Origin of the sequence: Streptococcus sp. CCH8-C6, from assembly GCF_001557225.1 — a bacterium.
GTDB classification, from domain to species: domain Bacteria; phylum Bacillota; class Bacilli; order Lactobacillales; family Streptococcaceae; genus Streptococcus; species Streptococcus sanguinis_C.
Map to the genome: position 1 here is coordinate 124,695 of NZ_LSJN01000064.1, position 25,044 is coordinate 149,738.

Below are 25,044 nucleotides of genomic sequence, written 5' to 3' on the forward strand. Positions count from 1 at the left end.
GGATTGTAAAGTATTGATTTTAAATTATATTTATAGTTGAGAATAAAAGTAAGCATAAATGCTTACTTTTATTTTTTATATCGAAAGTATGGTATAATGGTGAGATAAATATAAGGTGGTAATTATGGCAAAATTAATTCCTGGTAAGATTCGGACAGAAGGAATTGCCCTGGTTGAAAACAATAAGGTGATAGTCCTTGAGGTCAGCAATTCTATTTTATTTGCTCGTGTAGCCGACTATAATCTGCGCTATAGCTTAGATGATGATATCGTTTTTTGTTATTGTGACTTTTTCCAGAAGAAAAAATATTGTGCCCATCTGGCAGCCTTGGAGTATTATCTGAAAAATGCCCCATCGGGAAAAGATGTGCTAAAGAGTATGGAAGAAGAGGAGTTGACCAGTCAGGAAACCCAAGAGCTAGTTTCTTTTGGAAGCTTGTTCTTGGATAAGGTCTTGCCGGATAAATCCAATCAACAGGTTCGTTATGAGCTTTCGGCTACTGGTCAGGAGGATTCTTATACAGGACAGTTTCTCTGGAGTCTCCGGATCAGCCGCTTGCCGGACGAACGCTCTTATGTTGTCCGAGACGTTCTTTCCTTCCTTCGGACCTTGGAAAAGGGCGGGCATTATCAGATTGGTAAGAGTTACTATGAGGCTATTCATTTGGAAGATTTTGATGAAGCCAGTCAAGATTTGCTCGTTTTCCTGCAAGGACTAGTGTCCGACTATCAGGGGCAAGATTCTTCTTTGATTTTCCCAAATGCTGGGCGCAATCTTTTCTTCCCGGCTAGTATCTTTGAAGAGGGAGTTATCTTCCTGATGAATCTATCTTCTTTCCGCTTAGAGTACAGCCTTTATGACTACAGTGAAGTCTTTTTCCAAGATTTACATGAAGAGGCAGAAGTTTATACTTTCAAAGTGGAAGAGTATGAAGAGCATTTTGAGCTAGTCATTGCTGAGAAGAATTATAAGATGATTTATGATGGCCAGTTTATTTTTTATGGAGATACCTTCTACCAGCTAAATCCTCAGCAGATAAGACTAATTAAGGCTTTACGGGAGTTGCCTATAGAGCATGATCGGTTAAAGCACCTGCAATTCGACTTGTCAGAAAGGACTAAGCTGGCTTCCAGTTTGTCTGAGTTTAAAAAAGTTGGTCGGGTAGAAGCACCTGAAAGTATGATGATTCATGACTTTACAGCCAAGTTTGACTTTGACATCGGTCCTGACAAGCGTCTGATTTTGGACACTGTCTTTGACTATGGAGACAGGAAAGTGACGACTCGCAAAGATTTGGAACGTCTGCCTTTTGCAGGTAATTTTGAGCATGAGCAGCAGGTATTTAAGCAAATGCTGCAGGCAGGTTTTGTGGCAGACTTTTACAGCCAGCGACCGCCTCTGAAGCCGGAAGAAATTTATCATTTCTTCTCAGAAGTCATTCCCAACTTTGAGGCTTTGGGCTGTGTCAGCATGACAGAAGAGTTAGAGGCGCTGGCACAGACAGAAAGTCCAAGAATCACTGTCAAGATGAAGGGCGGCCTCTTAGATGTTGGTTTCGATTTTGCTGGCATTGCGCAGTCAGAGATAGATGCTGTGCTTGATTCGCTCTTTAAGGAGCAGGACTTCTTTATCAGTAAGTCCGGGCAAGTCTTGATTTTCGATGAAGAGACCAAGGAGATGAGTCGGACTTTGCAGCAGCTGCGGAGTAAGCGGACTAAAAATGGCTTCATTCAGACCAGCAGTCTGGCAGCTTATCAACTGGCAGAGTTTTTTAAGGGCAAGGATAGGGTACAGTTTTCAAAAGATGTGCAGCAGCTAGCCTTTGACCTGACTCACCCTGAGGAATTTCCTCTTCCCAAGCTGCAAGTCAAGGCTGACCTTCGGGATTACCAAGAGACGGGTGTCAAGTGGCTATTCATGCTGGATAAGTATGGCTTCGGTGGCATCTTGGCTGACGATATGGGGCTGGGAAAGACCCTGCAGACGATTTCTTTTCTGAGTTCGCGTATAGATGACTCTAAGAAAGTCTTAATCTTGGCGCCATCCAGCCTGATTTACAACTGGAGCGATGAGTTTGCTAAATTTGCTCCGCATTTGGATGTGGCGGTGGTGTATGGTCTGAAAAATGTTCGTGATGAGCTGATTGCGGAGAAGCATCAGATTACGATTACCAGCTATGCTTCTTTCAGGCAGGATGTGGAAGAATACCGAGATAACCACTTCCAGTATCTGATTTTGGATGAGGCTCAGGTCATGAAGAATGACCAGACCAAGATTGCCCAGTATTTACGGGATTTTGAAGTGGAGCATACCTATGCCCTTTCTGGGACGCCGATTGAGAATAATCTGGGAGAACTTTGGTCTATTTTCCAGATTGTCATGCCAGGACTTTTGCCAAGCAAAAAGGAATTTTTAAAACTGCCGGCTAAGAAAGTCGCTCGCTATATCAAACCATTTGTTATGCGGCGCAAGAAAGAAGATGTGCTGCAGGAATTGCCTGATTTGATTGAGGTTGCCTATCGCAATGAATTGGCAGATAGTCAGAAGACCATTTATCTGGCTCTGCTCAAACAGATGCAGGACAGAGTCATCCATGCGACAGAAGATGAAATCAACCGCAGCAAGATAGAGATTCTATCAGGTCTTATGCGTCTCCGCCAGATTTGTGACACTCCGAAGCTGTTTATGGAAGATTACGAGGGCGAGAGCGGTAAGCTAGAAAGTTTACGGGAATTACTTGAACAGATACAAGATGGTAATCGTCGTGTCCTCATATTTTCACAATTTCGTGGTATGCTGGATATTATCGAGAGTGAGTTGGACATGCTTGGTATAGAGTCCTTTAAGATTACAGGCTCTACTCCGGCTAAAGAGCGTCAGGACATGACAACAGCTTTCAATGACGGCCAGCGTTCAGCCTTTCTGATCTCCCTTAAGGCTGGAGGTGTCGGTCTCAATCTGACCGGTGCTGATACAGTCATCTTGGTCGACCTCTGGTGGAATCCAGCGGTTGAAGCCCAGGCCATTGGCCGTGCCCATCGTATCGGTCAGGAGCGCAATGTCGAAGTCTATCGGATGATTACACGGGGTACGATTGAGGAGAAGATACAGGAGCTGCAGGAGAGCAAGCGCAATCTGGTTTCGACTATTCTTGACGGAGCAGAAGCCAAATCCAGTCTCTCTGTGGAGGAAATTCGAGAAATTCTGGGAATTTCGGCAGAATAGCTTGAAAAATAGCCTGAATAGTTTATAATAATGAAGGGTTGAAAGGAAAAAGATATGACTGATAAACAATTTCCTCTGGTGTCAGATGATGAAATCATGCTGACGGAAATGCCGCATATGAATCTTTATGATGAACTGGATCTCATTAGCAACATTACCGGAGACTATACTGACCGTAATTATTTGGAATGGATGCCGATTGTGGACTCCAACAGGCATGCTCCTATCGCTGCCAGTCAGGCTATTAGAAGACCACTACAAAAGCAGTCAGCTTCCAAGGATTTTAAAAAGCCGATTGATAAGAAAGATCCGGCCATCCGTTATGCTGAGCAGGCACGTGAGGAAGCTCGGGCAGATTTAAAAAAGAAGCGTTCAGCTCCTTATCTGACAAGCGATTTACCAAATAAAATGCGCAAACGAAAAGTATCAACAACTTCAAATCGGGACCAATCAAAACCTACAGCTTTGTTTCAGAAGAATACAGTAGGAGAATTTTCTAAGTTTGGCGATAAAATGTCACAAGAAACTTATATTTTAGCTGATGTTCCTATGAGCCCAGCATCTCAACCAAAGGAAGAGCAAAAGCAAGCAAAGAAAAATAATTATGATTTTTTAAAAAACAGTCAGATTTATAATAAAGAAAAAGTTTTGGAATCTCAATCTCAACATGCGAAAGCTCAAGAATTAGATTTAACAAATTTAAATCGCGAATAAGGAGTAATCATGACGAAAACCTATCATTTTATCGGGATTAAGGGCTCTGGTATGAGCGCTTTGGCTTTGATGCTGCACCAGATGGGCCATAAGGTTCAGGGCAGTGACGTTGATAAATATTATTTCACTCAGCGCGGTTTGGAGCAGGCTGGCATTTCCATCCTGCCTTTTGATGAAAAGAATATCCAGCCAGACTTCGAAATCATTGCTGGCAATGCCTTTCGTCCAGATAACAATGTAGAAATTGCCTATGCAGACGCAAATGGTATCAGCTATAAACGCTACCATGAATTTTTAGGTGGCTTTATGCGTGACTTTGTCAGTTTGGGAGTGGCTGGTGCCCACGGGAAGACCTCTACAACAGGTATTCTTTCCCACGTTCTGTCCAATATCACGGATACCAGCTATCTGATTGGGGATGGTACAGGCCGCGGTTCCGCCAATGCCAAGTACTTTGTCTTTGAGTCAGACGAGTACGAGCGTCATTTCATGCCTTATCATCCGGAATATTCGATTATTACTAATATCGACTTTGACCATCCGGATTATTTCACGAGTCTGGAAGATGTCTTTAATGCTTTCAATGACTATGCCAAGCAGATTACCAAAGGACTCTTCATTTATGGAGAAGATGAGCAGCTGCGCCGGATTACGTCCAAGGCTCCGATTTACTACTATGGCTTCAAGGAAGAAGGCAATGACTTTGTCGCTCACGATCTCTTGCGTTCCACCAGCGGTTCAGGCTTTAAAGTTTCTTTCCGCGGGCAAGAGCTGGGTGAGTTCCAGATTCCAAGCTTTGGCCGCCACAACATTATGAATGCGACGGCAGTAATCGGCCTCTTGTATACTGCAGGTCTTGATCTGAATCTAGTTCGGGAACACCTCAAGACCTTTGGCGGAGTTAAGCGCCGTTTTACAGAGAAAATTGTCAACGAAACAGTCATCATTGATGACTTTGCTCACCATCCAACGGAAATTATCGCGACTCTGGATGCAGCTCGTCAGAAGTATCCAAGCAAAGAAATCGTGGCGATCTTCCAGCCGCATACCTTCACTCGGACCATTGCTCTCTTGGACGAATTTGCGGAAGCCCTCAATCAGGCTGACTCAGTCTATTTAGCTCAGATTTACGGATCTGCGCGTGAGGTGGACAATGGCGATGTCAAGGTAGAAGATCTGGCTGAAAAGATTGTGAAGCGGGCCAAGGTTATTGACGTGGATAATGTTTCTCCGCTTCTTGACCACGATAATGCCGTTTATGTCTTTATGGGAGCTGGTGACATCCAGACCTATGAATATTCCTTTGAACGTCTCCTGTCCAATCTGACTAGCAACGTTCAGTAGAAGGAGACTTGATGGAAGTACCGATTCGAATCAGACAGGCCGACTTGAGCGACTGGGAAGAAATTCTTGCAATTGAGCAGCTGAATTTTCCAGCAGCAGAAGCAGCCAGTTCAGAAGTTCTCAAAGAGCGGATTGAGCAAATTCCAGATACTTTTTTGCTAGCAGAGCTGCATGGTCAGCTTGCGGGCTATATTGTTGGACCAGCTGTTCAGGTGCGATATTTGACTGATGACCTCTTTAGCAAGGTGGGTGCTAATACTCCAGAAGGTGGCTTCATTGCCGTCCAAAGTCTGTCTGTCCATCCTGATTTTCAGAGGCAGGGAGTCGGAACGTTGTTGCTTGCAGCTCTCAAGGAAATAGCTGTTCAGCAAAATCGAAAGGGCATTAGCCTAACCTGTCATGATGAGCTGATACCTTATTATGAGATGAATGGTTTCGTCCACGAAGGGATTTCTGACTCAACTCATGGTGGGGCAGTTTGGTCTGATATGGTGTGGGAAAATCCCAATTTTAAGGAGAAGTGATGATTATCCGTCAAGCTCAAATGGCTGACTTAGACGCCATTTATGCTATCGAATTGGAAAATTTCAGTCCAGAGGAGGCTGTTAGCCGCGAAAGTATAGAAGCACATATCCAAACCCTATCTTCGACTTTTTTGGTGGCGGAAAAGGACGGTAAGATTTTGGGCTATCTGGAGGGACCTGTACATCCAGAACGTTATTTAAATGATATTTCCTTTACAGAGGAGATTGAAGATTATGGTCATCTGGACGGTGGCTTTATCTCTCTGACCAGCCTCTCTATCTCGAAGGATGCTCAGGGGATGGGGATCGGTCGCATGCTATTGGAAGCTATGAAAGAGATTGCTATAGCAGATGAACGCCATGGCATTAATTTGACCTGTCATGATTACCTAATCGCTTACTACGAGAAGCATGCCTTTGTAAATGAAGGTTTGTCAAAATCAACTTACGCAGGTGCTACTTGGTTTGATATGGTCTGGGAAAATCCTAGTCTCAAACTGTAAAAAAACCAATAATAAGCTAGAAAATCCTACTCTTATTGCATTTATCTGACTTTTAAGATATAATGTTAGGGATTATGATGAAGGAGGTCAAATTTTTGACTGAAAAATCACAAGACAAAGAGAAGAATCTGAGCTTTAGAGAGCAGATTCTACGAGATTTAGCGGAAGCAAGTGGTGAAAATAATCTTACTCCAGAAAGTGAAAAAGATTTCAAAGCTGAATCTGTAAAAGATTCAGATAGACAATCTAAAATATTATTTGATGAGGATTTTGAAACTACTCCCGCTTCAGTTGATGTAACATATAAAATGTCAGAGAATGAAAAGGCTCACCCTCAGGTCTATGGTCGAGTGGATGAGGAAGATAAGAAGCCCAATGAGGTTTTATCTCGGGCGAATCGGGCCAACAACACGGTCAAGAAAAAACGTCAAAACACCTTAGCCCGTAGGATTATGACAACGGTTTTGCTGATTGTCCTGCTGGGACTTGTGGTCACAGGAGTTGTCGGCTACACTTATGTATCTTCAGCTCTTAAACCTGTTGATGCAAACGCAACAGAGTATGTGACGGTTGAAGTACCAGAAGGCTCTAGCTCTAAACAGATTGGGGAAATTCTCGAGAAAAAGGGGCTGATTAAAAATGCCCAAGTTTTTAGTCTGTATTCCAAGATTAAAAGCTTTAACAATTACCAGTCTGGCTATTACAATCTCCAGAAGAGTATGGATCTAGATACCATTGCTCGGCAGCTTCAGGAAGGTGGAACAGATACACCGCAACCACCAGTTGTTGGTAAGGTTACTATTCCTGAAGGATATACACTGGAGCAGATTGCAGAGGCTGTGACGGTTAATGCAGCTGCAACTTCTAAGAAGACTAGCAAGACACCTTTTAGTAAGGACGATTTCCTAGCTAAGGTGCAGGATGAAGCTTTCATTTCCAAGATGGCGGCTAAATATCCACAGCTGCTGGGCACATTGCCAAGCAAGGACAGTGGAGTCAAATACCGCTTAGAAGGCTACCTCTTCCCTGCCACTTATAACTATGGTGAGGATGCGGATCTGGAAAGCTTGATTGACCAGATGTTGGGCGCTATGAATACCAATCTGTCTTCTTATTACTCTACCATCGAAGCGAAGAACCTAACGGTTAATGAAGTTCTGACTCTTGCTTCTCTAGTGGAAAAAGAAGGTTCGACAGATCAGGATCGCAAAGATATTGCCAGCGTCTTTTACAACCGTCTCAATCAGGCGATGCCGCTTCAGAGTAATATCGCTATCCTTTATGCTCAAGGCAAGCTAGGAAAGAAAACGACTCTGAAAGAGGACGCTGAAATTGATACCAATATCGACTCGCCTTTCAATGTCTATAAAAAAGAAGGGCTTATGCCTGGACCAGTTGATAGTCCCAGCCTATCTGCTCTAGAAGCTACCATTAATCCAAGTAAGACGGACTACCTCTACTTTGTGGCAAATGTTGAAACAGGTGCTGTTTACTTCGCCAATACTTATGAGGAACACGCTAAAAATGTTGAGGAGCATGTCAATAGCAAGCTCACTCAATCCAGCAGCAGTTCTAATTAGACTGCTGTCATTGCAGACGAGAGAAAGCTAGTGCATTTAGTTCAAGCTTTCTCAGTCCTGCTATATATATAAAAAAGGGACTGATACAGACTTGTCTCAGCCTCTTGTTTTAGTTTTAAAATAAAATAAAAGAAAAGAGAAAAAATGGCTGAAAAAACTTATCCTATGACCCTAGAGGAAAAGGAAAAACTAGAAAAAGAATTAGAAGAACTGAAATTGGTGCGTCGTCCAGAAGTGGTAGAACGTATCAAGATTGCCCGCTCATACGGCGACTTGTCAGAAAATAGTGAATACGAAGCTGCAAAGGACGAACAGGCTTTTGTGGAAGGTCAGATTTCCAGTCTGGAAACCAAGATTCGCTACGCTGAGATTGTAAACAGTGACGCTGTAGCCAAGGACGAGGTAGCTATCGGCAAAACAGTTACCATTCAAGAAGTAGGTGAAAGCGAAGAGGAAGTCTACATTATCGTTGGTTCTGCTGGTGCAGATGCTTTCGCAGGCAAGGTATCCAATGAAAGCCCGATTGGACAAGCTTTGATTGGTAAGAAAACAGGTGATACTGCAACAGTTGAAACACCGGTTGGCAGCTACGACGTTAAAATTCTCAAGGTTGAAAAAACCGTTTAATAAATACCAAAAGGAACTGGCTCGAAGACTGGTTCTTTTTTCGTTTCTTTTAAGACAGAGAGTGTAGGCTAGATAAGAAGAGCAGGGGAAAAATAGAGAAAAGACAGATGGTTATGCTATAATGAGAATAAGCTAGAAAAGTAGGAGAACTGTATGCAAGAGCAAGATATTTATGGGAAATACGGCGTCTACCTGCCCAAGATTTTAGAGGATCTTAGTCAGCGTATTCAAGAGGCAAATGATCGAGTCAAGCAGGAAACAGGGCAGAAGCTTTTTGAGCATTTTAATGCACGAGTCAAGCAGGCAGCCAGTATGGAAGAGAAATGTCAACGCAAGAATCTGCCTAGGGTGCCAGAGTCAGCCCTGAAAGAAATTCGTGATGCGATTGGGATTCGGATTGTTTGCGGTTTTATCGAGGACATCTATCAGACCATTGAGGTGCTTCGTCAGCTGGAGGGCTGTGAGATTGTTCTGGAAAAGGACTATATCCGAGCTGCCAAGCCTAATGGGTATCGCTCCTACCACTTGATATTAGAGGTGGAGACTCCTTATGAGGACTGTCATGGTCAAAACCCTGGTCGCTATTTTGTAGAAATCCAGCTTCGGACCATTGCTATGGACTCTTGGGCCAGCTTAGAGCATCAGATGAAGTACAAGCATGAGATTAAAGACAGCAAGCGGATTGTCCGCGAGCTGAAACGCTGTGCAGATGAGCTGGCTTCCTGTGATGTGACCATGCAGACCATCCGCAATTTGATTCGAGAAAGTGAGTGAGATGATGAAGATTTTATTAGCTGAAGATGAGCAACAGCTGTCCCGTGTCTTGGAAACGGCAATGACCCATGAAGGCTATCAGGTTGATACAGCCTTTGATGGGCAAGAAGCTGTGGACTTGGCCAAGGAAAACGCTTATGATTTGATGATTCTGGATATCATGATGCCTGTCAAGACAGGCATTGAAGCGCTGAAAGAAATTCGCCAAACCGGAAATACGACCCATGTCATCATGCTGACAGCTATGTCAGAGGTGGATGATAAGGTCACAGGGCTGGATGCCGGTGCAGATGACTATCTGACCAAGCCCTTCTCTCTGAAAGAGCTTCTGGCTCGCCTGCGGTCTATGTCCAGACGGGTAGCGACTTTTACTCCCAATTTGCTGCAGATTGGCCAAACGAGCCTTAATGTCGGAGAGCATGAACTCATTAGCTCCAATTCTATTCGCTTAGCTGGTAAGGAATCTAAAATGATGGAATTTCTCATGCTTAATGCCCAGAAGAGTCTTTCTACTCAGGAAATCTTCCGTCATGTTTGGGCTAATGACGAGGATGAGGATTTGGACGAAGGCTTCGTCTGGATTTATATTTCCTATTTGCGCCAGAAGCTGAAGGCTATCCATGCTGATCTTGCTATTTTGGGCGAGGAAGGTGGTAGTTTCACTCTGGTGCCGCTGGAAGGAGATAGCCATGTTTCGGAAGCTTAAAATTCGGTTCATTCTGCTGGCTTCGGCGGCTATTGTCTGTATTTTGCTGACCATGATTGCTGTCTTAAACTCCGTTCGCTTTCTGCAGACCAACGGAGAAATCCAAGCCGTTCTCAATATTCTATCTGCCAATAATGGAGATTTTCCCAGCGTAGAAGAAACGGCAGAGAGCTTGCAAAACGACCGTATCACCATTGACACAATCTACCAATACCGCTATTTCAGTGTGGTTTATAAGGAAGACAAAACACTTTACTCCACCAACTTGGATCATCTTTCCAATCTATCTAAGGAGCAGGCGCTCAGCTACGCTAACAAAGTGATTAAGGATAGCCGTAGCAGTGGCGTTTTTAAGGTAGGCAGTCAATTTTATTCCTACCAGATAACGCAGGATTCCAAGACCAAGCGCTATTTATTGGTGGTCTTAGATTCGACCAATTACCTCGAAAGCCGCAATGACTTTTTCTGGCTGTCTATCCAGTTGTGTTTCTATAGCTTTATTTTCTTTGTTTTAGTCGTGTCTGGATTTTCCAACTTTGCCATCCGTCCCTATATCAAAAACTACGAAAACCAAAAGCGTTTCATTACCAATGCTGGACATGAACTGAAGACGCCATTGGCAATCATTTCAGCCAATACGGAGCTGCAAGAGCTGATGACTGGCGAAAATGAATGGACAGAAAGCACCAAGGACCAGGTCAAGCGCCTCAGTAATCTAATCAATCAAATGGTCGTTCTGGCCCGTCTGGAAGAGCAGCCAGATGTTACCTTGGTGGATGTGAATTTCTCAGAAGTTGTAAAAAAAGTAGCAGGAAACTTCAAGTCTGTCATCGAGAAGGCTGGCAAGAAGTACGAGATCAAGCTGCAGGAAGACATCCATGTCAAGGCAACTGAAGATGAACTTTATGAATTGGTTAGTATCCTGATTGACAATGCCTGCAAGTATTGTGACGAAGATGGACAAATTTTTGTCACCCTAACCAAGGCTAAGCGTGGGAAACGAGCTCGTCTGACGGTAGCCAATAGTTACGCGGACGGTAAAAATGTTGATTACAGCCGTTTCTTTGATCGTTTCTATCGCGAAGACGAATCGCACAATCAGAAGCAGCCTGGCTACGGGATTGGCCTATCCATGGCAGAAAGTCTGGTGCGGATTTTCAAGGGCAGGATTTGGGTTTCATATAAGAAAGGCTTGATTGGCTTTACCGTTTTACTATGATAGCGTCACCTCGTTAATCAGTTATTGCTTTGTTTGCTGAGCTTTTTGTATTGACGATGCGGAGTTTTACTTGAGTTTAAAAAAATTCTTCTAGTATTGTCTAGAAGAATTTTTCTTTATCTTGACCGTTGCTTACCAGCATTACGGTTCTTTTTCTTTTTGTTCTTTTGCTCAATAGCCGGCTGAGCTTTTGGAGTGACATCTTTAGCCCGACTCGCTTTTTTCAAGCCTTTAGGAGGATTTTTTTCAAATTCCTCTGCTACCTGTTTTCTCAAGCGAGGTCGGATGATGTAGTTGATGATAAATTGCTGGATGATTTGGATAAATCCACCGACTACCCAGTAGAGAGTGACTGCGGCAGGGGAGAAGAAAGAGAAACCAACAATCATGATAGGGCTCATATAAGAAGCCTGTTTCATGCTGTTTCTTTGAGTTTCATCTTCAATACCATGCAGAGAGAGCACCGACTGGATATAGTAGAGGATACCGACAATGGCAGTCAAAGCCAAGTCGCTTTTGGCCAGGTCTTTAATCCAGAGGAAGGAACTGCCTGCAACTCCTTGAGTATACTGAGCGGCAAAGAAGAGGGCTGAGAAGAAAGGCATTTGGATAAGCAGAGGCAGACAGCCTATACCGCCAAACATGCTGAGTCCATTCTCTTTTTGAGCAGCCATCAGTTCTTGCTGAGCCTGCATTTTCTTTTCCTGAGTTTCGGCATTTTTGATTCGCTCTTGGATTGGGGCAAAAATCGGCTTAAAGTAGTTCATCTTTTCAGACTGAAGCGTTGCCTTCCAAGACTGATAGATTCCTAGCGGCAGAATGATAATCCGCACGATGAGCGTAACGATAATAATCGCCAGACCATAACCCAAGCCTGAATTCTTGGCGAAAAATTGGATACCATCCGCCATAGGCTGACCAATCACATCCCAGATCAGACCAGAAGGATTACCGGCCTTGTCGCGGCCTACACAGCCAGACAGGAAAAGAAGCGCAGCCAGTCCCATACCGGAGAATAAAAAGCGTTTGAAATGTTTCACGAGTTCATATCCTTTGTTTCTAAAAAATAATACCTATCTATTCTACTGTTTTTTTGCAAAATATACAATAGTTCTGCAGACCTAATTTGAAATTTTAAAGTCAGGATAGGAGTCGAAATTAGCCATGGTCACATCCAAATAACTGACCTTAGAAAAAGGTGTCGGTCCCTTGCGGATTTCCTGGATAAATTTGGCCATCAAAGCTGGGTCATCAGCCTGAGCCAGAATGCCTACAGTACCGTCATCGTTGTTCCAGACCCGGCCGGTAATACCTCCGATTTCCAGCGCTAGAGAATAGACTCCCCAGCGGAATCCAACCCCTTGTACCCGTCCTTGGGCTATCATTTTTACCTTCTGCATGGCATCCTCCTTTAGTGAGCGGACCGAGGGGATTTAAGCCCTCAGTATGAGTGCAAGTCTGCTAAATTGTGGTATAATGTTCTTATGAATATTATAACCTCAAAAGCCAATAATGTGGTAAAAAAAGCTAAAAAACTTCATCACAAAAAATACCGCAAGGATTCTTATTTGATCGAGGGCTGGCATTTATTTGAGGAAGCTGTCAGCAGCCGGGCAGAGCTGATTCGGATTTTTGCTTTAGCAGAATACGCAGAGCGATTAGCCGATTTTTCTCAGGTAATCTTTGTCAGTCCAGAGATTTTAGCAGATTTGGCTGATAGTAAGACACCACAGGGGATTGTCGCGGAAGTGGCTTTTGAAAGGGAAGAAATACCATCGGGGTTAAATGGGCGCTATCTTTTCTTGGAGGATGTTCAGGATCCAGGTAATGTCGGTACCATCATTCGGACAGCTGATGCAGCTGGCTTTGACGGGGTTTTCATCTCTCGTTTGTCAGCAGATATCTATAACTTAAAAACGCTGCGCTCTATGCAGGGAAGCCATTTTCATCTGCCAGTTTATCGGTTGGATACAGCTGATTTTATTAGGCTGGCTCAGTCTTCCCGTCTGCCAATTCTAGCGTCGACCTTGTCGTCAACATCTATCGATTACAGAGAGGTAGACAGCAAAGAGAGATTTGCCCTAGTCATGGGCAATGAAGGGAAGGGAATTAGTCCAGAAATGACGGCAGCAGCTGATATTCTGGTCCATATTTCCATGAAGGGGCAGGCAGAAAGTCTCAATGTTGCTGTCGCTGCTGGTATTTTAATTTTTCATTTAAGCTAAAAATCAGAAAAAGAGATATAATAGTTGGCAAGGGAGGTGATTCTATGCCTTACAAAAAGGACGAGGAATTTATGGCCTATGTTGGGCACTTGATTGAAAAGCCCAGTGTACAGCGCCTGAAAGAAATTCCCCATCATATTCATTCCAATAGACTTGAACATTCCATCAATGTAAGTTATACTAGTTACAGAATTGCCAAAAAATTTGGTTGGAATGCCCGCAGCACGGCACGCGGTGCCCTGCTTCATGACTTATTCTACTATGACTGGCGTGTGACCAAGTTTAAGAAGAGTCATGCTTGGGTTCATCCCAGGTTGGCAGTTCGCAATGCTCGTAAGATTACCAAGCTTAATAAAGTCGAAGAGGACATTATCGTCAAGCATATGTGGGGCCTGACCTTGGCACCACCTCGCTACAAAGAATCATTCGTTGTGACGATGGTGGACAAGTATTGGGCCGTCAAAGAAGCGACGGCACCTTGGAGACGTAAGGGCGGTAATCGCAAGCTCTTTCATCGAAAGATGCTGAAACCGTAAATGTTTTATTATAAAAGGAGTAACTATGAACCATTCTATTATTCAAGATCAATCAGATATTAATTCTTTCTATGCCAAGATTTATTCTATCGTTGGTGTCGGTATTGGAATCTCAGCAGTCGTATCCCTCTTGATGCTGAACTTCTTTCAGGACATTATTATCTCTGTTTTGACAGGCTCCACTTGGATTTTCTATGCGGCTATTGCAGTTGAGTTTATCCTTGTGTTGGTAGCATCTGGAACTGCTCGGAGCAATAGTCCGGCGGCGTTGCCTATGTTTTTAGCTTATTCAGCCATCAATGGATTTACCCTGAGTATTATCATGGCGCTGTATCTTCAGTCAACTGTTCTCTTAGCCTTTCTGACAACGACAGTTATGTTCTTTGCTATGGGCTTCATCGGCAAGGTGACTAAAAAGGACCTATCTGGAATAGGGAAAGCTTGTATGGCCGGTTTGATTGGTATTATCGCTGCTAGCTTCCTTAATATCTTCTTGAGAAGCAGTGGCTTGGACTTTATCATCAGTATCGTTGGTGTCCTTATTTTCTCAGGGCTCATCGCTTGGGACAATCAGAAAATCCGCTATGTCTATGAGCAGACCAATGGCAATCCAGGAAATGGCTGGGCAATTTCGCTGGCTCTGCATCTGTATCTGGACTTCATTAATCTCTTCCTCAGCTTGCTACGTATTTTTGGAAGAAACAAATAACTCAGCTAAATAAGACTCAAGCATTGGATGTTTGCTCCAGTGCTTTTTGTTTCTCCTATGGATTTATGGTATAATAAACCCAGCAAATAGAAAGCGAGAACAGTATGAAAACTCCTTTTGTCAGTCGTGAAAAGTTAGCTGAGATTACGGCGCAGTTTCCAACACCTTTTCATCTTTATGATGAGAAGGGAATTCGGGAAAGAGCGCGTGCCCTGCATGAGGCCTTTTCTTGGAATCCAGGTTTTAAAGAGTATTTTGCCGTCAAGGCCACTCCCAATCCTGCTATTTTACAAATCCTCAAAGAAGAAGGCTGCGGGGTGGATTGTGCCAGCTATGTCGAACTGCTCATGAGCCAAAAGCTGGACTTTGCTGGACAGGATATCATGTTTTCGTCCAATAACACGCCAGCTGAGGACTTTCAGTTTGCGCGTGACCTAGGAGCGACTATCAATCTGGATGCTTATGAAGATGTAGCTTTTCTAAAGGAAGCCGCTGGTATTCCCAAGGTCATTTCCTGCCGTTACAACCCTGGCGGTGTCTTTGAGCTGGGAACCAGCATTATGGATAATCCAGAAGAAGCCAAGTTTGGTATGACCAAGGACCAGCTGATTCAGGCTTTCAAAGAGCTCAAGGAGTTGGGAGCTGAGAAGTTTGGCATTCATGCTCTCTTGGCCTCAAATACTGTCAGCAATGACTACTATCCTGAACTGGCCCGTCAGCTTTTTGAGCTGGCTGTAGAAGTAGTGGCTGAGACAGGAGTTGAGCTGGACTTTATCAATCTATCTGGCGGTGTCGGCATTAATTATCAACCTGATGGCGAGGAAAATGACATTGCGGTCATTGGCCAAGGAGTTCGTCAGGCCTATGAAGCTATTCTAATTCCAGCTGGTCTAGGACAGGTCAAGATTTATACGGAGCTTGGCCGCTTCATGTTGGCGCCTTATGGCCTGCTGGTCACCAAGGTTACCCATAAGAAGCAGACCTACCGAACCTATCTGGGAGTGGATGCCTCTGCGGTCAATCTGCTGCGTCCTGCCATGTACGGTTCTTATCACCACATTACCAATATGGATCGACCCGAGGGAGAGATAGAGATTGTGGATGTTGTCGGCAGTCTTTGTGAGAATAACGATAAATTCGCCATTAATCGCCCGCTGCCTGTCAGCCAAATTGGCGATACACTAGTGATTCACGATACGGGTGCTCATGGTTTTTCTATGGGTTATCAGTACAATGCCAAGCTCCGCTCCAGCGAAATTCTCTTGGAACAAGATGGCAATATTCGCATGATTCGTCGGGCTGAAAAACCAGAAGATTATTTTGCGACACTGTATGGCTTTGATTTTGAAAAATAGAGAAAATTTGATATAATGAAGAGCAATGTAAAAATGGAAATAGAGGAGTTCTCGATATGAATTTAGTTTTAGCAATTTTCTTGATTATGGCAGCATTTGCTGGAGGCGTGATCTTGGGTATGTATCTACTTCGTCGTCAAGTGGAGAAGGAATTTGCAGAAAATCCGCGTCTGAATGTAGAAGCAGTTCGGACCTTGCTTAGCGCTAGCGGTCAACGGCCAAATGAAGCGAAAGTACAGCAAGTTTATCGTCAAATTATCAGCCAGCAGAAAGCTGCGCTTGCTAAGAGCAAAAAGAAAAAATAATTTTCTAGAGGCTGGCTTTTAATACCAGCAGAGAAAATCTATAAAAAAATGGGGATTTGGAATCGGCTTCCAGTCCCTTGTTTTAGAAAGAAGACCTTATGGATAATCGACCAATCGGTTTTTTAGACTCAGGAGTGGGCGGTTTGACTGTAGTCCGTGAGCTCATGCGGCAGCTCCCCCACGAAGAGGTCATTTATATCGGAGATTCAGCGCGGGCTCCTTACGGCCCTAGGCCTGCTGAGCAGATTCGCGCTTATACCTGGCAATTGGTCAACTTCCTCCTGACCAAGGATGTTAAGATGATTGTCATTGCCTGCAATACAGCGACTGCTGTTGTCTGGGAAGAAGTGAAGGAAAAGCTGGATATTCCAGTACTGGGCGTGATTCTGCCGGGGGCTAGTGCAGCTATTAAGTCAACTGCCAGTGGCCGCATCGGTGTTATCGGAACGCCAATGACTGTTTCTTCTGATATTTATCGTCAGAAGATTGAAGCGCTCTCGCCGGAAATGCAGGTGGAGAGCTTGGCCTGCCCTAAGTTTGTACCTTTGGTAGAGTCCAATGAACTTCATTCCAGTCTTACCAAAAAAGTGGTCTATGAAACCCTGCAGCCTCTGGCTGGCCGGGTAGATACCCTCGTCTTGGGCTGCACCCACTATCCCTTGCTCCGGCCTATTATTCAAAATAGGATGGGACCGGATGTGAAACTGATTGACAGCGGAGCAGAATGCGTACGGGATATTTCTGTCCTACTCAATTACTTTGAAATCAACCGCAGCCGGGAAAAGCAGGAGCTCAACCACCAATTTTACACAACTGCCAATGCCAAAAGCTTTTCGGAGATTGCAGAAAGCTGGCTGGGCCTGAAAGTGAATGTGGAGCATGTAAGCTTATGACAAATAAAATTTATGAATACATTGACGAGAACAATTGGTATATCGGAGAATGGACCCGCTTTCGCAAGGCTGGCTATCATTTCAATGATATCCCTTACAGGCTCTTGGAGCATATTGATGCAGAGTTGTGTGAGCTGATTGAGCGGGATTTGGATGAAGAATACAACGCCTTTACCACAGTTGTGGTCAAATACGGATCGCCTATGTCCTATATCCAGTTTGTCCTCAATATGATTAACGACCGTCGGGAGCGGGATTTTAAGGCGACCAGTCATAAGGGAGCTATTCTGATTACAGAAAAGGACTTGCTGCGCAAGGTCTTCTTCCTGTCTAAGGATGGAGTTAAGATGACCGACTTTTTTGGTCAGGGGCAGGAGTCAGAGATGGCTGTCGGAGATACTATTTTGATTGCGACTCGCAACGAAGGAAAGACAGCAGAATTTCGTAAACTCTTTGATAAGTTGGGCTATAAGGTTGAAAATCTCAATGATTATCCTGATTTGCCAGAAGTGGAAGAGACGGGAACTACCTTTGAGGAAAATGCGCGGCTCAAGGCAGAGACAATCAGTAAGCTGACCGGTAAAATGGTGCTAGCTGACGACTCAGGTCTGCAGGTCGATGTTTTAGGCGGCTTGCCTGGCGTCTGGTCGGCTCGCTTCGCTGGAGTAGGTGCGACAGACGATGAAAACAACATCAAGCTCCTGCATGAGTTGGCTATGGTGTTTGATATCAAGGACCGCTCTGCCCATTTTCATACGACCCTAGTGGTGGCTAGTCCTGACAGGGAGTCTCTGGTAGTGGAAGCGGATTGGCCGGGCTACATTGCCCATGAGCCAAAAGGGGAAAATGGCTTTGGCTATGATCCCTTGTTCTTAGTGGGAGAAACAGGAAAAACGTCTGCCGAGCTGACGATGGAAGAAAAGAATGCGCAATCCCATCGGGCTCAGGCAGTTAAGAAATTAGTGGAGGTATTTCCAGCATGGCAAAGCAAACCATTATAGTCATGAGTGATTCTCATGGCGACCGTGCTATTGTTGAAGAGATTAGGAATCATTATATTGGAAAGGTAGATGCGATTTTCCATAACGGAGACTCTGAGCTTCCTTCTGATGATGAGGTATGGCAAGGGATTCAGGTTGTTGCAGGGAATATGGACTTTTACGACGGCTATCCAGAACGCTTGGTGACGGATTTGGCGGGGACCATTATTGCCCAGACTCACGGGCATCTCTTCCATATCAACTTTTCTTTTCAAAAGCTGGATTTGTGGGCGCAAGAGGTTAATGCAGACATCTGCCTCTACGGTCATCTGCATATCCCAGATGCTCGAATGGAGGGCAAAACGCTCTTTCTGAATCCGGGCTCCATCAGCCAGCCACGCGGCCTAATCAACGAACGCCTCTACGCTAAGGTAGAGATTGATGATCCCCGCTTTAAAGTTGATTTTTATACGCGAAATCATGAACTCTATCCAAGCTTGTCCAAGGAGTTTAGCCGATGATTGCTAAGGAATTTGAAGACTATCTGCTGCAACATGAAGAAACTTTTTTGACGCCTGGGGAAAATCTGGCGGTTATGATTGACACCCACAATGTGGATCATGCTATCCTATTGCTAAGCCAGATGACCTACTCACGTGTACCAGTCGTGACAGCAGATAAAAAGTTTGTTGGTACGATTTCCCTGACCGACATCATGTCCTATCGCATGCGCCATGATCTGCCAGAAGAGGAATTCATGATGACCGACATCGTCCATATGACTAAAATGGACGACTTGACAGTTGGGCCAGATTATACTGTATCAGATGTACTTCATAAGCTGGTCGACGAGTCATTCCTGCCGGTTGTGGGCGAGGATCAGCATTTTTACGGAATTATTACTAGAAAGTCCATTTTGAAAGCTGTCAATTCCTTGTTGCACGGCTTTAGCAAGCAGTACGAAATTCGCAAAAAATGAAAGAATACATTAGACCGTTTTTAAATCAAAAAAATATCTCAGAAAATTCTAAAATTGCCTATTCTTATGATTTGGAGCAGTTTATCGAGGAAGTACATGGCCGGATTAGCGAGACAAATCTGCGGATTTATCAGGCCTCTATCAAGGATTTTAAGGCAGCTGTTCAGAAGCGGAAGCTCTCAGCAGTCAATCAATTTCTCTACTTCCTTTATCAGCAGCGGCTTATTGAGGAGTTCCACCGTTTGGTCCTTCCCAAGGTGTCCGTATCGAAGGAGCAGGAAAATGAACTGCTGGATCTGTCTGCTTTTTGGCAGGAATCAAGCGTTCCCAGGGGGCGGCTGATGGCTCTTCTTATCTTGGAAATGGGCTTGCTGCCTAGCGAGATTTTGCAGGTCAGAGTGGCTGATGTCAATCTTGACTTTCAGGTTTTGAAGATTGAAAAGGCCGGTCAGAAGCGGGTTATCAAGATTCCTGAGAGCCTGACGGGTGAGCTGGAGGACTATCTGACGGGGACGTATTTATTTGAGAAAAACGGCAAATCCTATTCTCGTCAATGGGGCTTCCGTCAGCTAGAGGCCTTCTTGATTGAGCAGGGACAAGCCAGTCTATCTGCCCAAAGCCTGCGTGAGCAGTTTATTTTGCGCCAGCGGGAGAAGGGGATTGGTCTCTATGATATTGCCCAAGATTTGGGCCTGAAAACCATGATTACACTAGAAAAATACAGATAAAAATGGATATCAAACTAAAAGATTTTGAAGGCCCGTTGGACTTGCTGCTCCATCTCGTATCTAAGTACCAGGTGGATATTTATGATGTGCCCATTACGGAGGTCATCGAGCAGTATCTGGCTTATGTGGCTACTTTGCAGGCCATGAAGCTGGAAGTGACGGGCGAGTACATGGTCATGGCAAGCCAGCTCATGCTGATTAAGAGCCGCAAGCTTCTGCCTAAGGTGGCGGATAATGCTGAACTGGAAGATGATTTGGAGCAAGACCTCTTGAGCCAGATTGAGGAATACCGTAGGTTCAAGCTCTTAGGTGAGAAAATGTCGCTCCAGCATGATGACCGGGCGCTTTATTATTCTAAGCCCAAGCTGGAGCTGGTTTATGAAGATGCTGAGCTCCTGCATGACAAGTCAACGATAGATCTTTTCTTGGCTTTTTCCAAGGTTATCGCCAAGAAGCAAGAGGAGTTTTCTAAGAGCCATACAACCATTGTGCGAGACGAGTACAAGATTGAGGACATGATGGATGTCGTGCGTCAGCGCTGTGCAGGTAAGAGCCGTCTGGCTCTGCAGGAGATTTTTGCAGAGACCAAAGACATGAATGAGGTTATCACACTCTTTCTGGCGACCTTAGAATTGGTCAAGGTGCAGGAAGTGCAAGTCATTCAGGAAGAAAATTTTGGAAATATTTATTTAGTAGGAAGAGGAAATGAGTAAGTTAGCAGAGATTGAAGCCCTGCTTTTTGTAGCGGGAGAAGATGGACTCAAGGTTCATCAATTGGCAGAAATCCTTTCTTTGCCGCCGACCGGTGTCATTCAGAGTTTGGAGAAGCTGGCTGAGCAATATGAGGCCAATCCGAACTCCAGCCTGACCCTCTTGGAAACCTCAAAGACTTATAAGCTAGTCACTAAGCCAGAGTTTGCTGAGATTCTGCGGGCCTATTCACGGGCGCCGATTAATCAAAGTCTATCGCGGGCGGCCCTTGAGACCTTGTCTATCATTGCCTATAAGCAGCCGATTACAAGGGTAGAAATAGACGACATTCGTGGGGTTAATTCCAGCGGTGCTTTGGCTAAGCTCTTGGCTTTTGAACTGGTTCGAGAGGATGGCAAAAAGGAAGTCATTGGCCGGCCAAATCTCTATGTGACAACGGATTATTTCTTAGACTATATGGGGATCAATCACCTAGATGAACTGCCGATTGTCGAAGAAACAGAGCTAGTTGCTGAAGAAAGCCAGCTCTTTATTGAAAGGACAGATATCGATGAGAATCAATAAATACATCGCTCATGCTGGGATAGCCAGCCGTCGTAAGGCAGAAGAGCTAATTAGGCAGGGGAAGGTCAGTATAAACGGCCAAGTGGTACGTGAGCTGGCGACGAACGTCAAGTCTGGCGACCGTGTTGAAGTAGAAGGCCAGCCTATCTACAACGAAGAGAAGGTTTATTACCTCCTCAATAAGCCACGCGGGGTCATTTCCTCTGTCAGTGATGACAAGGGACGTAAGACAGTCGTGGAGCTCTTGCCTCTGGTCAAGGAGCGGATTTATCCGGTCGGTCGTTTGGACTGGGATACTTCTGGTATTCTCATTCTGACCAATGACGGAGATTTTACCGACGAGATGATTCATCCCCGAAATGAGATTGACAAGGTCTATGTGGCGCGTGTCAAAGGATTGGCCAATAAAGAAGTTCTTCGTCCTCTGACTCGCGGTATTGAGATCGAGGGGCGCAAAACCAAGCCAGCGGTTTATGAGATTATCAAGGTTGATCCGGCGAAAAATCGTTCGGTCGTTCAGCTGACAATCCACGAAGGCCGTAACCATCAGGTCAAGAAGATGTTCCAGGCAGTCGGACTGCAGGTGGATAAGCTGTCACGGACTCGCTTTGGTCATTTGGACTTAACTGGCCTCAAGCCTGGTGAATATCGTAAGCTCAGTAAAAAAGAAGTCAGCCAGCTGCATACACTGGCTGTAACCAAGACCAAGAAATGATAAAGAAACTGCTTATTGCTCCTGTCCGCTTTTATCAACGCTTCATATCGCCTGCTTTCCCTCCCTCTTGCCGCTTTCGGCCCACCTGCTCTAACTATATGATAGAGGCTATCCAGAAGCATGGTGCTAAAGGAGTTTTGATGGGCTTGGCGCGCATTCTCCGATGTCATCCCTGGTCTCAGCCAGGAGAGGATTCTGTACCAGACCATTTCAGCCTGAGAAGAAATAATTCAAGAAAAAAGTCACACTAGATAAGTATCTAGTGTGACTTTTATATATATCTATATTTTCCGAATATTTCCTATCTTCTAGACCAAGTCTTAGGCAGGAAGAGTAGGAGAATTGGGTAGATTTCCAAACGACCGCCAATCATAGCAAAGGCTAGCAGAAGTTTAGAAAAAGGACTAAAGATAGAAAAATTATCTGTCGTCCCAATCATAGGGCCGATATTGTTGAAGCAAGAGACAACCCCGCTGACAACCGTCATGAAATTATTATTATCCAAGCTGACAATGAAAATGAGAGCTAGAATAATCAAGATATAAACAGCTAAGTATTTCAGTACCTTATGCTGAGTATCCTTGTCAATGACCGCACCATTGATATGCAAGGTCAGGACACGATTAGGTGACAGGGTAGATAGAATCTGATTTTTAGCAATGCGGGAAATGATAATTCCCCGAATGACCTTGAATCCCCCAGCTGTTGATCCAGCTGAGCCCCCGATACACATGAGCAGGAGCAGGATAACCTGAGAAAAGAGCGGCCATTTGACTGTATCGCCATAGCCAAATCCAGTTGTTGTGATGACATTGGCTACTTGGAAGAAGGAAATCTCCACGCTCTTGGCAAAGCCTTGATAGAGGTGGAAGACATTAAAGGCAATCAAGGCTGTGGAAAGAAATACAATCCAGAGATAGCCCTTGAGCTCCTCATCTTCAAAGCAAGCTTTAAACTTACGAATCAGCAAGTAATAGTAGAGATTGAAGTTGACCCCGAAAGCTAAAACTCCAAAGCTGACTAGATAAGTAATCAGCGAGCTGTTATAGTGGGCGATACCGTCATTGTATACGGTGAATCCTCCCGTACCAGCTGTTCCCATGGCAATCACAAGGCTGTCAAAGAGAGGCATACCCGCTAGGAAATAAAGCAGCGCAAAGATAGCAAAGAGAGCCAGATAAATGATATAAAGAATCTGGGCCGTACTCTTGAGCTTGGACACAACCTTGCCAAAGACTGGGCCCGGAACTTCCGCTTTCATGACCTCCAAGTGACCATTTTTGGCATTGTCCATAATAGCTAGGGCAAAGACCAGCACTCCCATCCCTCCGATTAAGTGGGTAAAACTGCGCCAGAAGAGCAGCGAATGGGAGAGGACACCGACATCGTTAAGGATAGTCGCTCCCGTGGTTGTAAAGCCAGAGCTGATCTCAAAGAAAGCATCAATAACGTCTGGAATCTGCCCGGAAAAAACAAAGGGCAGAGCTCCGAAGAAGGACCAAAGAATCCAGCAAAGGGCTACAATCAGCACGCCTTCCTTAGCGTAGATATGCAGGTCCTTGGGCTTGAAATAAGAGCCTATTCCACCTAAAACTAGCAGGATAGCCATGGTCGCCCCGATAGAGAGAAAGATTTTTAAGGGCTCACCGTAGATTAGAGCTACGATAATGGGTACAATCAGCAGTGCCGCCTCAATCAGTAGTAATTTTGCCAGCAGGTAGCGAATCATAGATCTATTCATGGGCCTACCTCGCTAACAGATCATAAATCTGCGTGATATTTTGCAGCAGAGTGGTAACGATAATCTTATCTCCAACTTGCAGGTCGTCATCACCGGTAGGGAAGATGGCTTTGCCTTGACGGATAATGGCCGCAATCAGGACATCTTTCTTCAGATGAAGCTGAGACAGAGGAATACCAGTCATCTTGTTTTCTTCTTTGATTTGGAACTGCAAGGTTTCGATTTGGCCATTGGCTACATGATGCAGAGCTTCTAGGTTAGAGAATTGAGCATTGTAGCGACCGCGGATAAAGTGCATAATGGTATCAACAGCGATACCTTTAGGTGTCACGATGCTAGCAAAATCTTGGTTATCAATAATTTCCAACAAACTAGTCCGGTTAATCTTGGTGATGTTTTTCTGTACACCTAGATTATTAAGGAACATGGAAGTGATGATATTTTCCTCATCCACACCAGTCAAGGTAGCGATGGCATCAAAGTTATTAGCGCGTTCCTCCAGCAGGATGTCCTTGGCAGTACCATCACCATGGACGACATAGAGATCAGGAAATTCCTGACTGAAAAAGTTTGCTCGCTCACGGTTGGATTCAATGATTTTGAGCTCAATTTTACTGTTTTTGAGAATATTGAGCAGGTAATAAGCGATCTTGCCAGCCCCGATAATCATCAGGCTCTTAACCACTCTAGGACGCACCAGATTGTGGAATTGAACGATGTCTAGGCGGTTACCTGTTACATAGATCTTGTCCCCGGCCTCCAAAGTGAAGTCGCCATCAGGAATTTCCAAGTGCCCTTTTCTCTCAATAGCACAGACAATGATATTTCCAAATTTCTTACGGAACTGGGAAATATTCATCTGGCAGAGATTGCTGTCTTCCTTGAGTTTGAACTCCATCAGTGCCACCCGACCATTGGCAAAGTGCTCTACTGACAGGGCATTAGGAAAGTCAATGATGTTAGCAATATAGCGAGCAGTTAGGAGCTCAGGATTGACCACTAGCGAGAAGCCCAGGATGTTCTTCTCCTTAAAGTAAGGGTTGGAATACTCAGGATTGCGCACTCGGACGATAGTTTCCTTAGCCCCCATCCGCTTGGCTAGGACTGCTGAAACCATGTTGACCTCATCATGCTCGGTCATAGAGATGAAAATGTCACAGTGACTAACATCCGCCTGTTCTAGGATTTTAAAGTTGGCACCATTGCCAGAAATACCGATAATATCATAGCGTTTGGTAATCTGGTTTAGAACAGCCTCATCCTGCTCAATCAGGATAACATCATGTTTTTCAGCCACTAAGGAGCGACAGAGGGCCGTTCCGACCTTCCCGCCGCCAACAACGATAATTTTCATAAGTTTAGATTCCTCCAAAGTATGTATCTATC

General features: G+C 44.6%; 28 protein-coding genes. 24 read left to right on the forward strand and 4 right to left on the reverse strand.

Translation table 11 applies throughout. From position 1 onward, the window contains the following. The first annotated feature begins 124 nt into the window (after nt 1-124). From AX677_RS07060 to AX677_RS07105, 10 genes are all read left to right on the forward strand, one after another. Nucleotides 125-3,226 (forward strand): DEAD/DEAH box helicase, encoded by a 3,102-nt coding sequence (locus tag AX677_RS07060; RefSeq protein WP_060976633.1) that lies wholly within the window; start codon nt 125-127, stop codon nt 3,224-3,226. A gap of 54 nt (nt 3,227-3,280) precedes the next feature. After that, nucleotides 3,281-3,940 carry a hypothetical protein gene (locus tag AX677_RS07065; protein WP_060976634.1) on the forward strand — a complete coding sequence of 220 codons (660 nt, stop codon included), beginning with the start codon at nt 3,281-3,283 and terminating at the stop codon, nt 3,938-3,940. 9 nt (nt 3,941-3,949) lie between these two features. Continuing rightward, complete coding sequence (gene murC, locus AX677_RS07070; protein WP_002905154.1) at nt 3,950-5,284, forward strand: UDP-N-acetylmuramate--L-alanine ligase; 1,335 nt, start codon at nt 3,950-3,952, stop codon at nt 5,282-5,284. A gap of 11 nt (nt 5,285-5,295) precedes the next feature. Then, complete coding sequence (locus tag AX677_RS07075) at nt 5,296-5,808, forward strand: GNAT family N-acetyltransferase (RefSeq protein ID WP_060976635.1); 513 nt, start codon at nt 5,296-5,298, stop codon at nt 5,806-5,808. Beyond that, complete coding sequence (locus AX677_RS07080; protein WP_060976636.1) at nt 5,808-6,311, forward strand: GNAT family N-acetyltransferase; 504 nt, start codon at nt 5,808-5,810, stop codon at nt 6,309-6,311. Before AX677_RS07075 ends, AX677_RS07080 begins: the two co-directional genes overlap by 1 nt. 62 nt (nt 6,312-6,373) lie before the next feature. Then, nucleotides 6,374-7,891, forward strand: a complete 1,518-nt coding sequence (mltG, locus tag AX677_RS07085) for an endolytic transglycosylase MltG (RefSeq protein ID WP_060976637.1) — start codon at nt 6,374-6,376, stop codon at nt 7,889-7,891. Between the two features lie 144 nt (nt 7,892-8,035). Then, nucleotides 8,036-8,518, forward strand: coding sequence for a transcription elongation factor GreA (gene greA / locus AX677_RS07090; RefSeq protein WP_002894584.1), 483 nt, complete (start codon nt 8,036-8,038; stop codon nt 8,516-8,518). 153 nt (nt 8,519-8,671) lie between these two features. Then, complete coding sequence (locus AX677_RS07095; RefSeq protein ID WP_060976638.1) at nt 8,672-9,292, forward strand: GTP pyrophosphokinase family protein; 621 nt, start codon at nt 8,672-8,674, stop codon at nt 9,290-9,292. A 4-nt stretch (nt 9,293-9,296) separates the two neighbouring features. Further along, nucleotides 9,297-9,998 (forward strand): response regulator transcription factor, encoded by a 702-nt coding sequence (locus AX677_RS07100; protein WP_060976705.1) that lies wholly within the window; start codon nt 9,297-9,299, stop codon nt 9,996-9,998. Continuing rightward, the gene (locus tag AX677_RS07105; protein ID WP_002913140.1) at nt 9,982-11,217 is read left to right on the forward strand and encodes a cell wall metabolism sensor histidine kinase WalK; all 1,236 of its coding nucleotides are present in this window, start codon (nt 9,982-9,984) and stop codon (nt 11,215-11,217) included. Before AX677_RS07100 ends, AX677_RS07105 begins: the two co-directional genes overlap by 17 nt. Before the next feature lie 116 nt (nt 11,218-11,333). Here AX677_RS07105 and yidC read toward each other — a convergent pair whose 3' ends face one another. Next, entirely contained in the window at nt 11,334-12,257 is a 924-nt protein-coding gene (gene yidC, locus AX677_RS07110) for a membrane protein insertase YidC (protein WP_060976639.1), read from the reverse strand. A gap of 81 nt (nt 12,258-12,338) precedes the next feature. After that, nucleotides 12,339-12,617, reverse strand: a complete 279-nt coding sequence (locus tag AX677_RS07115) for an acylphosphatase (RefSeq protein WP_002897016.1) — start codon at nt 12,615-12,617, stop codon at nt 12,339-12,341. 84 nt (nt 12,618-12,701) lie between these two features. On the opposite strand from AX677_RS07115, the gene AX677_RS07120 reads away from it, so the two are divergent. The 14 genes from AX677_RS07120 (at nt 12,702) to yidD (ending at nt 22,168) form a co-directional block, all read left to right on the forward strand. Then, the gene (locus AX677_RS07120; protein ID WP_060976640.1) at nt 12,702-13,442 is read left to right on the forward strand and encodes an RNA methyltransferase; all 741 of its coding nucleotides are present in this window, start codon (nt 12,702-12,704) and stop codon (nt 13,440-13,442) included. 44 nt (nt 13,443-13,486) lie between these two features. After that, entirely contained in the window at nt 13,487-13,978 is a 492-nt protein-coding gene (locus tag AX677_RS07125) for an HD domain-containing protein (protein ID WP_049553184.1), read from the forward strand. A 25-nt stretch (nt 13,979-14,003) separates the two neighbouring features. Next, the gene (locus AX677_RS07130; protein WP_060976641.1) at nt 14,004-14,687 is read left to right on the forward strand and encodes a Bax inhibitor-1/YccA family protein; all 684 of its coding nucleotides are present in this window, start codon (nt 14,004-14,006) and stop codon (nt 14,685-14,687) included. 104 nt (nt 14,688-14,791) lie between these two features. Continuing rightward, nucleotides 14,792-16,042 (forward strand): diaminopimelate decarboxylase, encoded by a 1,251-nt coding sequence (locus tag AX677_RS07135; RefSeq protein ID WP_060976642.1) that lies wholly within the window; start codon nt 14,792-14,794, stop codon nt 16,040-16,042. Between the two features lie 56 nt (nt 16,043-16,098). Next, nucleotides 16,099-16,347 carry a YneF family protein gene (locus tag AX677_RS07140; RefSeq protein WP_002894600.1) on the forward strand — a complete coding sequence of 83 codons (249 nt, stop codon included), beginning with the start codon at nt 16,099-16,101 and terminating at the stop codon, nt 16,345-16,347. Nucleotides 16,348-16,445: 98 nt separating this feature from the next. Further along, on the forward strand, nt 16,446-17,240 hold the full coding sequence (gene racE, locus AX677_RS07145) for a glutamate racemase (RefSeq protein ID WP_002897022.1): 795 nt from the start codon (nt 16,446-16,448) through the stop codon (nt 17,238-17,240). Then, nucleotides 17,237-18,241 (forward strand): nucleoside-triphosphate diphosphatase, encoded by a 1,005-nt coding sequence (locus tag AX677_RS07150; protein ID WP_060976643.1) that lies wholly within the window; start codon nt 17,237-17,239, stop codon nt 18,239-18,241. The genes racE and AX677_RS07150 overlap by 4 nt, the downstream gene beginning before the upstream one ends. Further along, the gene (locus tag AX677_RS07155; RefSeq protein ID WP_060976644.1) at nt 18,220-18,741 is read left to right on the forward strand and encodes a metallophosphoesterase; all 522 of its coding nucleotides are present in this window, start codon (nt 18,220-18,222) and stop codon (nt 18,739-18,741) included. The genes AX677_RS07150 and AX677_RS07155 overlap by 22 nt, the downstream gene beginning before the upstream one ends. Beyond that, entirely contained in the window at nt 18,738-19,199 is a 462-nt protein-coding gene (gene cbpB, locus AX677_RS07160; protein ID WP_004190581.1) for a cyclic-di-AMP-binding protein CbpB, read from the forward strand. Before AX677_RS07155 ends, cbpB begins: the two co-directional genes overlap by 4 nt. Further along, on the forward strand, nt 19,196-19,927 hold the full coding sequence (gene xerD, locus AX677_RS07165; RefSeq protein ID WP_060976645.1) for a site-specific tyrosine recombinase XerD: 732 nt from the start codon (nt 19,196-19,198) through the stop codon (nt 19,925-19,927). The genes cbpB and xerD overlap by 4 nt, the downstream gene beginning before the upstream one ends. Nucleotides 19,928-19,929: 2 nt before the next feature. Next, a complete protein-coding gene (locus AX677_RS07170) occupies nt 19,930-20,640 on the forward strand; it encodes a segregation/condensation protein A (RefSeq protein ID WP_002905143.1) in 711 nt (236 codons plus the stop codon). Continuing rightward, the gene (gene scpB / locus AX677_RS07175) at nt 20,633-21,202 is read left to right on the forward strand and encodes an SMC-Scp complex subunit ScpB (RefSeq protein ID WP_060976646.1); all 570 of its coding nucleotides are present in this window, start codon (nt 20,633-20,635) and stop codon (nt 21,200-21,202) included. Before AX677_RS07170 ends, scpB begins: the two co-directional genes overlap by 8 nt. Beyond that, nucleotides 21,189-21,917, forward strand: a complete 729-nt coding sequence (locus AX677_RS07180) for a pseudouridine synthase (RefSeq protein WP_060976647.1) — start codon at nt 21,189-21,191, stop codon at nt 21,915-21,917. The genes scpB and AX677_RS07180 overlap by 14 nt, the downstream gene beginning before the upstream one ends. After that, nucleotides 21,914-22,168, forward strand: coding sequence for a membrane protein insertion efficiency factor YidD (gene yidD, locus AX677_RS09205; protein ID WP_080560800.1), 255 nt, complete (start codon nt 21,914-21,916; stop codon nt 22,166-22,168). The genes AX677_RS07180 and yidD overlap by 4 nt, the downstream gene beginning before the upstream one ends. A gap of 50 nt (nt 22,169-22,218) precedes the next feature. Here yidD and AX677_RS07185 read toward each other — a convergent pair whose 3' ends face one another. After that, the gene (locus AX677_RS07185) at nt 22,219-23,658 is read right to left on the reverse strand and encodes a TrkH family potassium uptake protein (protein WP_032911866.1); all 1,440 of its coding nucleotides are present in this window, start codon (nt 23,656-23,658) and stop codon (nt 22,219-22,221) included. A 4-nt stretch (nt 23,659-23,662) separates the two neighbouring features. Further along, nucleotides 23,663-25,012, reverse strand: coding sequence for a Trk system potassium transporter TrkA (trkA, locus tag AX677_RS07190; RefSeq protein ID WP_060976648.1), 1,350 nt, complete (start codon nt 25,010-25,012; stop codon nt 23,663-23,665). Nucleotides 25,013-25,044 lie beyond the last annotated feature (32 nt).